Consider the following 8,057-nt stretch of genomic DNA (forward strand, 5'->3'; position numbering starts at 1 on the left):
GAACCCCGGCTTTGAGCAGGGAGCCCCGGCGCCGCGCCGGGACTTGGACCCGTACACCCTGGACACGGCGGACCGGGCCCCCCCGCCCGCGCCCCCCCCCCCCCCCGCCGACCGGGCTCGTCGCCGGACTTCGCGGCTTCAGCGCAGGCGGCGGGTGGAGCTGCGGACGACCAGTTCGGGCTGGAGCACCACGGCCCGGTGCGTGTGCTGCCCGGCGTCCTCACCCGTCTCGTCCATCAGCATCCCGGCCGCCGTGCGTCCCATCCGCTCGGCGGGCTGCCGCACCGATGTGAGCGGTACGACGGCCGCCGCCGCGAATTCGATGTCGTCGTAGCCGACGATCGACACATCGCCCGGCACGTCGACACCCGCGCCGTACATGGCCTGGAGCACCCCCAGCGCCAGCAGGTCGTTGGCGCAGAACACGGCGGTCGGCCGCTCCGGCATGCCCAGCAGCCGCGCGCCGGCGTCGATGCCGGACGCCACATCCAGCCGGCCGGCCTCGACCTGGCGCAGCGCCTCGTCCGGCAGGCCCGCCTCACGCAGGGCGAGCAGCGCGCCCGTACGCCGGTCCCGGCACTGCGCGAGCCGCATCGGACCGCTGATGTAGGTGACCGAACGGTGGCCGGCCGCCAGCAGGTGCCGGACGGCGAGGGCGCCGCCCGCCACGTCGTCCACCGAGACCGAGCAGCCCACCGTCCGCGGCACCGCGCGGTCCACGTGCACGAACGGGATGCCTCTGCGGGCGAAGTCCCGCACGTTGCTGCCTGTGGAGTCCGCGGGTGTCACCAGCACGCCCCGGACCCGCTGTTCGGCGAAGAGCGACAGGTATTCCGCCTCCTCCGCCGTACTGCCCGCGCTGTTGCAGAGCATCACACCGAGCCCGGCCTCGCGGGCGGTGCGCTCGGCGCCCTTGGCCATCGCGACGAAGAAGGGGTTCGCCATGTCGAGTACGAGTATCGCGAGGATTCGGCTCGTGCCGACTCGCAGCTGCCGCGCGGTCTCGCTGCGCACGAAGCCCAGCTCATCGATGACCGCGCGCACCCTCACCCGCGTGCTCTCCGCGACCTTGTCGGGGCGGTTGAGCACGTTGGACACGGTGCCGACGGAGACCCCGGCGAGCCGGGCCACGTCCTTGATGCCCACCGTCCGCGCCACTTCGCCCGCCCTCGTCGCCTCGTCCCGGCACCCCGCGCCCCCACTGGCCGGGGCCCGGAGCCGGGCCCACCATCATATGCGCGGCCCCGGCAGGCAGCCGCGGTGGTCAGCCGCCCCGGACGGTGGCTCGAAGGGGTCTCGGCTCCGCGGGCGCCGGTCCTCTCTCACGCCCTCGCCTCGGACGGAGGTGTCAGGCGCCCCAGCCCGCCTGTGTGCCGCCCACCCGGTCGGCCACGATCTTCTGCCCGTAGCCGGAGGCCCGGTAGGCCCCGACCGGGTCCGCGTCCGCGCCGAGTTCGTCCCTGACCTCGGCCACCAGGGGACGCACGTCCGTGTTGTAGGCGTCCATCAGCACCGCGTTCGCCCCGAGCACGTCCCCGGCGCGCTGCGCCGCCGCGAGCGCCTCCCGGTCGACGAGCAGGGCCTTGGCGGTCGCCTCCTGCACGTTCATCACCGAGCGGATGATCGCGGGGATCTTCTCCTCGATGTTGTGGCACTGGTCGAGCATGAAAGCGATGTCCGAGGTGAGACCGCCGCCGTGCACCACCTCGTACATGATGCGGAACAGCTGGAAGGGGTCGGCGGCACCGACCATCAGGTCGTCGTCCGCGTAGAAGCGCGAGTTGAAGTCGAAGCCGCCGAGCTTCCCCTCCCGCAGCAGCAGCGCCACGATGAACTCGATGTTCGTGCCCGGCGCGTGATGCCCGGTGTCGACGACGACCTGTGCCTTCGGGCCGAGCCGCAGGCAGTGCGCGTACGCCGTGCCCCAGTCCGGCACGTCCGTCGCGTAGAAGGCGGGCTCGAACAGCTTGTACTCCAGCAGCATCCGCTGGCCCTCGCCGAGCCGCTCGTACACCGCGGACAGCGCCTCGGCGCGGCGGCCCTGACGGGCCGAGATGTCGTCCTGCCCCGGGTAGTTGGTGCCGTCGGAGAACCACAGCTTCAGATCGCGCGAACCGGTGGCGTCCATGATGTCGACGCACTCCAGCAGATGGCCGAGCGCCTTGCGGCGCACCGCCTCGTCGGGGTGGGTGACGGAGCCGAGCTTGTAGTCGTCGTCCTGGAAGACATTGGAGTTGACGGCTCCGAGCCTCAGCCCCAGGTCGCCGGCGTACGCGCTGAGGGTGGCGAAGTCGTCCACCCGGTCCCAGGGGATGTGCAGCGCCACCGTCGGCGCCACGCCCGTGTGCGCGTGCACCCGCGCCGCGTCCGCCAGCTTCTCCTCGGGCGACCTCGGCACGCCCGGCTGGGTGAAGACCTTGAAGCGCGTACCGGAATTGCCGAACGCCCACGACGGCAACTCGATGGCCTGTGACTTGAGCGCGGCCTTCGCCGCGGACACAGCGGACTGACCTGTCATCTCTCGGAGCTCCCGTGGTGGGGACCCGCCGCGCGGGCCGTGCGGGCAGAACAGCCTGAGTGGAACACGAGGCTGAATCGTTTCATTGGTCGTTCAACGTAAAGGACGACCTCCGGCCAGTCAAGGCTCCCGCCGCACCGGGCAGTTCGCGTCGGAACCCTGCTTTCTGAGACGCACGTCCGCACCGCCCGCGAAAATGTCGGGCACACCCGTTGACGCCGTCGGGCGGCGGCGTCTAGCTTCCCTGGCATCTTCTTTGAAACCTTTCACGGTCGAGCCGGCCACGCCGAGGAGCTTCGATGAACCAGCCCGACACGGGCGGAGCCCCCGTTCTGGCACTGAGGGACGTGAGCAAGTCCTTCGGTGCCGTACGGGCCCTGGAGGACGTGTCCCTCCAGCTGTTCCCCGGCGAGGTGCACGCACTCGCCGGGGAGAACGGGGCGGGCAAGTCCACTCTGATCAAGACGCTCGCCGGGGTGCACCGGCCGGACAGCGGACACGTGCTGCTGGACGGACAACCCGTCACCTTCGGCGGCCCCGCCGCCGCGCGCGACGCGGGGATCGCCGTCATCTACCAGGAGCCGACGCTCTTTCCCGACCTGTCCGTCGCCGAGAACATCTTCATGGGCCGTCAGCCCCGCCGCGCCCTCGGCCGGATCGACCGCGCGGCCGTACGCGCGACCACCGAGGCGCTGCTGAAGCGGCTCGGCGTGGCACTCGACCCCGACCGGCCCGCGCGCGGCCTGTCCATCGCCGACCAGCAGATCGTGGAGATCGCCAAAGCGCTCTCCTTCGACGCGCGCGTCCTCGTCATGGACGAGCCCACCGCCGCCCTCACCGGCAGCGAGACCGCCCGCCTCTTCGCCGTCGTCCGGGCCCTGGAGGCGGAGGGCGCCGCCGTCCTGTTCATCTCCCACCGGCTTGAGGAGATCTTCCGGCTCTGCTCGCGTGTCACGACACTGCGCGACGGACGGCTCATATCCTCCGAGCCCCTCGACGGCCTCACCGAGGACGACCTGGTGCGGCGCATGGTGGGCCGCGACCTCGGCGAGCTCTACCCGAAGCAGCAGACGAAGCTCGGCGAGAAGGCCCTGACAGTGCGCCGGCTGACCAGGGAGGGCGTCTTCCACGACGTGTCCTTCGAGGTCAAGCGCGGCGAGATCGTCGCACTCGCAGGACTCGTCGGCGCCGGCAGGTCGGAGGTCGCGCAAGCCGTCTTCGGCGTGGACCGCGCCGACGCGGGCGAGGTCGAGGTGGCCGGCCGGATTCTCCCCAAAGGATCACCGACCGCCGCCATGGCGGCCGGGATCGCGCTCGTGCCCGAGGACCGCAGGCAGCGCGGTCTCGTGATGGACATGTCCATCGAACGCAACATCGGCCTCACAGGCCTCGGTGCGCTCGGCCGGGCCGGCCTGGTGCGCCGCGTGCTCGAACACGGCCGCGCCGCCGACTGGGCCGTACGCCTCCAGCTCAAGTACAACCGGCTCGCCGACCCCGTGGGGGTGCTGTCCGGCGGCAACCAGCAGAAGGTGGTCCTCGCCAAGTGGCTGGCCACGGAGCCGGCCGTCCTCATCGTCGACGAACCCACCCGGGGCATCGACGTCGGCACCAAGGCGGAGGTGCACCGCCTGCTGTCGTCGCTCGCCGCCGACGGCCTCGCCGTCCTGATGATCTCCTCCGACCTGCCGGAGGTCCTGGGCATGGCCGACCGCGTGCTCGTCATGCACGAGGGCCGCATCGCGGCCGAGATACCCCGCGGCGAGGCCACCGAGGAGAGCGTCATGGCGGCCGCGACAGGACGAGAGAGGGCCGCGGCATGACCACTCTGACCGACAAGCCCCCGGCCACGGCGGGAGAGGCAGGGTCCGCCCGCTCGCTCGTGGACACCGTCTTCCGGGCCCGCGAGATCAGCATCGCGGGCGCCCTCGTCCTGCTGATCCTCGGCACCTGGATCGCCAATCCCCGCTTCCTGGACAGCCAGGGCATCAAGGACCTGCTGCTCAACGCGTCCATCCTGGTGCTGCTCGCGATCGGCCAGTCCGTGGTCGTCGTCACCCGGAACATCGACCTGTCCGTCGGCTCCGTGACCGGCCTTTCGGCGTTCGCGTGCGGCAAGTTCGTCGCCGACACCCACCACGGTGTCCTGATCACCCTGGTACTCGGCGTCCTCATCGGCCTCGCCTGCGGCCTCGTCAGCGGAGTCCTCGTCAGCCTGGGCCGGGTCCCCGCCCTCGTAGTCACCCTCGGGATGCTCTACATCATCCAGGGCCTCGACTACTGGTGGGCGCACGGCGACCAGATCAACGCCGCCCAGGTGCCCGACCCGATCCTGCACCTCGGCAGCGGGAGCGTCCTCGGCGTGCCGTACCTGCCGCTGATCGCGGTGGCTCTGCTCGCCCTCACCACGTACTTCCTGCGCAGCTACCGCGCGGGCCGCGAGATGTACGCCATCGGGTCCAACCCCGAGGCGGCGCGCCTCGCCGGTATCCCGATGCGCCGCCGGGTGCTGGGCGCGTACCTGTTCTCCGGGGCCGTCGCCGGATTCGCCGGGGCGCTGTGGCTCGCCCGCTTCGGCACCGTCGTCGCGGACAACGCGCACGGCTACGAACTGACCGTCGTCAGCGCCGTCGTCGTCGGCGGCGTCGCCATCACCGGCGGGACCGGCACCGCCTGGGGCGCGGCCCTCGGCGCGCTGCTGGTGACGACCATCGGCAGCGCCCTGGTCGTGCTGAAGGTGAACTCCTTCTGGCAGGGCGCCATCACCGGCGCACTGCTGCTCGCGGCGATCAGCGTCGACCGCATCGTCAACCTGCGGATGACAGCCGCACTGAGGAAGAGGAGCGCCCGCCATGGCCATGGCGCCTGACACCCGGGACCCCGCGCCCGGCGCGGGAGAGAAGGCGGAACCCCCGATGACGGCGGGCAACCGGCTGCGGTCCGTTGCACTGCGCTGGGACACCGCCGTCGTCATCCTTCTGATCGCCGTCTTCCTCGTCGGCCTCGGCACCACGGACGGCTTCACCGGCGGCGGCAACCTCGCCTTTGCCTTCAACGACATCTCCGAGGTCGCGCTCATCGCGCTGCCGATGACGCTGCTGGTCGTCGCGGGCGAGATCGACCTCTCCGTCGGCTCCATGCTCGGCTTCAGCAGCGCGCTGGCCGGTTCACTGTGGAACGCCGGCTGGGCCTTCGAGACCATCGTGCCCGTCGTCCTCGTCGTCGGCATCCTCGGCGGCCTGCTCAACGGATGGCTCGTCACCCGCGTCGGACTGCCCTCCCTCGCCGTCACCATCGGCACCCTCGCCCTCTACCGGGGCCTCGCGTCCGTGGTCCTCGGCAGCGACGCCATCACCGACTTCCCCGAGAAGTACGCCAACTGGACGGCCAACACCACGACGATTCCGGGTACGTTCCTCACCTACCCGATCGTCCTGTTCATCGTCCTCGCGATCGTCACGGCCATCGCCCTGCACTCCACCTCCTTCGGCCGCGCGCTGTTCGCGATCGGCGCCCAGGAGGAGGCCGCGTTCTTCTCCGGCATCCGCGTCAAGCGCTACAAGCTCCTGCTGTTCGTGCTCACGGGCCTCTTCTCGGCCTTCGCCGGCATCGTCTTCACCCTGCGCTACGGCAGCGCCCGCGCCGACAACGGAACCGGCTACGAGCTCCTCGTTATCAGCGCCATCCTGCTCGGCGGCATCGACTTCGACGGCGGCAAGGGCACCCTCGTGGGAGCCGTCGCGGGCATCCTGCTGGTCGGAGTGCTGCGCAACCTGCTCACGCTCAACGATGTGCCCAACGAGGTCCAGACCGTGGTCACGGGCCTGCTCCTGGTCGCCTCCGTCCTCACCCCGCGGATCATCGGAGTCGTCACGGAACGGCGGCAACGACGCGCCGCCACGGCGGGCGGCCCACCGGGCGCCGCCGCCACCTGAGACCGGCGCCACCCCGTCCGCGATCGCCGCCACCCCGCGTCCCGGCCGCCCGCCAGGACGACGCGCCCCCGTACCTCCGCAAGCGAACCCTCCGAAAGGCCACGACCCATGACGATCCGTACCGCCTCCCGCGGGCGCGCCGCCGCCACAGCCGCCGCCGTCTGCGCCCTGGCCGTCTCGCTCGCCGCCTGCTCAGGCACCACCAAGAACGACTCGAAGGACGACTCGGCGGGCGCCGCCGCGAGCTCCGCCAAGGCCGACCCGAACGCGCCGCTGAAGAAGAACCTCACCATGGCGTTCCTGCCGAAGCAGATCAACAACCCCTACGAGAAGATCGTCGACGACGCGGGCATCAGCGCGGCCAAGAGCTTCCAGGGCAAGGCCAAGGAGGTCGGCCCCTCCGACGCGAGCGCCTCCTCCCAGGTCTCGTACGTCAACACACTGATCCAGCAGCGGCAGAACGCCATCCTCATCGCCGCCAACGACCCGAACGCGGTCTGCGGCCCCCTGAAGCAGGCCATGAAGCAGGGCATCAAGGTCGTCTCGTACGACTCCGACACCGCCAAGGACTGCCGTCAGGTCTTCATCAACCAGGCCAGCTCCGAGTCCATCGGGCGCAGCCTCATCCAGCACATCGGCAAGCAGGTCGGCTACAAGGGCAAGATCGCGATCCTCTCCGCGACCCAGAACGCCACCAACCAGAACACCTGGATCGACTACATGAAGCAGGAGCTGAAGGACCCCAAGTACAAGAACATGCGACTGGTCAAGGTCGCCTACGGGGACGACGACGACCAGAAGTCCTTCCAGCAGACACAGGGCCTCCTCCAGGCGTACCCCGACCTCAAGGGCATCGTCTCGCCGACCACCGTCGGCATCGCCGCCGCCGCCCGCTACCTCGACGACTCCTCGTACAAGGGCAAGGTCGTCCTCAACGGCCTCGGCACGCCCGACCAGATGCGCAAGTACGTGAAGGACGGCACGGTCACCCAGTTCTCCCTGTGGAACCCGGACAACCTCGGCTACCTCGGTTCGTACGCCGCGGCCGCCCTGGCGTCCGGCCAGATCACCGGGGCGCAGGGCGACACCTTCACGGCAGGCAAGCTCGGCAAGTTCACCGTCGGCAAGGACGGCGAGGTCATCCTCGGCCCGCCCACCGTCTTCGACAAGACGAACATCGACCAGTTCCACTTCTGACCGGGAGGGACGAGCGGAGGACGAGCCCACCGTGCAGCGTGTGTGCTTCCTGCTGAAGGTACGGGCCGACCGGGTGGCCGAGTACCGCGCGCGCCACGCCGAAGTCTGGCCCGACATGCTGCGGGCCCTGAGCGACTCCGGCTGGCACAATTACTCGCTCTTCCTGCGCGAGGACGGCACGCTCGTCGGGTATCTGGAGACCGAGGACTTCGAGGCGGCCCGCGAGGCCATGGGCCGCACCGGCGTCAACGCCCGCTGGCAGGCCTCGATGGCCCCCTTCTTCGACCCGCCCGGCGGGCGGGGCGACGGTGCGGGGCCCGCGCCCGACGAGGCGATGGTCCCGCTCGCCGAGATCTTCCACCTCGCCTGACACCGACGGCGTGTCGCACGCGGCCCGCGCGCGACACGCC

General features: G+C 70.7%; 7 protein-coding genes. 5 read left to right on the forward strand and 2 right to left on the reverse strand.

Features of this window, described 5'->3' with window-relative positions; all coding sequences use genetic code 11:
* Nucleotides 1-138: 138 nt before the first annotated feature.
* Nucleotides 139-1,158, reverse strand: a complete 1,020-nt coding sequence (locus LCE31_RS03035) for a LacI family DNA-binding transcriptional regulator (protein WP_225012368.1) — start codon at nucleotides 1,156-1,158, stop codon at nucleotides 139-141.
* A gap of 190 nt (nucleotides 1,159-1,348) precedes the next feature.
* Nucleotides 1,349-2,518: an L-rhamnose isomerase gene (rhaI, locus tag LCE31_RS03040; RefSeq protein ID WP_225012369.1), complete on the reverse strand. Its 1,170-nt coding sequence runs from the start codon at nucleotides 2,516-2,518 to the stop codon at nucleotides 1,349-1,351.
* 299 nt (nucleotides 2,519-2,817) lie between these two features.
* Between rhaI and LCE31_RS03045 the strand changes: the two genes are divergently transcribed.
* From LCE31_RS03045 to LCE31_RS03065, 5 genes are all read left to right on the forward strand, one after another.
* Nucleotides 2,818-4,338: a sugar ABC transporter ATP-binding protein gene (locus LCE31_RS03045; protein WP_225012370.1), complete on the forward strand. Its 1,521-nt coding sequence runs from the start codon at nucleotides 2,818-2,820 to the stop codon at nucleotides 4,336-4,338.
* The gene (locus LCE31_RS03050) at nucleotides 4,335-5,384 is read left to right on the forward strand and encodes an ABC transporter permease (RefSeq protein WP_225012371.1); all 1,050 of its coding nucleotides are present in this window, start codon (nucleotides 4,335-4,337) and stop codon (nucleotides 5,382-5,384) included. The genes LCE31_RS03045 and LCE31_RS03050 overlap by 4 nt, the downstream gene beginning before the upstream one ends.
* Nucleotides 5,368-6,450 carry an ABC transporter permease gene (locus LCE31_RS03055; protein ID WP_225012372.1) on the forward strand — a complete coding sequence of 361 codons (1,083 nt, stop codon included), beginning with the start codon at nucleotides 5,368-5,370 and terminating at the stop codon, nucleotides 6,448-6,450. Before LCE31_RS03050 ends, LCE31_RS03055 begins: the two co-directional genes overlap by 17 nt.
* Before the next feature lie 108 nt (nucleotides 6,451-6,558).
* Nucleotides 6,559-7,647: a rhamnose ABC transporter substrate-binding protein gene (gene rhaS, locus LCE31_RS03060; protein ID WP_225012373.1), complete on the forward strand. Its 1,089-nt coding sequence runs from the start codon at nucleotides 6,559-6,561 to the stop codon at nucleotides 7,645-7,647.
* Between the two features lie 31 nt (nucleotides 7,648-7,678).
* Nucleotides 7,679-8,017 (forward strand): L-rhamnose mutarotase, encoded by a 339-nt coding sequence (locus LCE31_RS03065; RefSeq protein WP_225012374.1) that lies wholly within the window; start codon nucleotides 7,679-7,681, stop codon nucleotides 8,015-8,017.
* Nucleotides 8,018-8,057: the final 40 nt, after the last annotated feature.

Source organism: Streptomyces sp. 8L, from assembly GCF_020176795.1.
Lineage (GTDB): Bacteria > Actinomycetota > Actinomycetes > Streptomycetales > Streptomycetaceae > Streptomyces.

Bases quoted from the DNA above. Each gene is read 5' to 3' on its own strand.
- rhaI (WP_225012369.1), bottom strand. From the start codon at position 2,518: ATGACAGGTCAGTCCGCTGTGTCCGCGGCGAAGGCCGCGCTCAAGTCA.
- LCE31_RS03045 (WP_225012370.1), top strand. From the start codon at position 2,818: ATGAACCAGCCCGACACGGGCGGAGCCCCCGTTCTGGCACTGAGGGAC.
- LCE31_RS03055 (WP_225012372.1), top strand. From the start codon at position 5,368: ATGGCCATGGCGCCTGACACCCGGGACCCCGCGCCCGGCGCGGGAGAG.
- rhaS (WP_225012373.1), top strand. From the start codon at position 6,559: ATGACGATCCGTACCGCCTCCCGCGGGCGCGCCGCCGCCACAGCCGCC.
- LCE31_RS03050 (WP_225012371.1), top strand. From the start codon at position 4,335: ATGACCACTCTGACCGACAAGCCCCCGGCCACGGCGGGAGAGGCAGGG.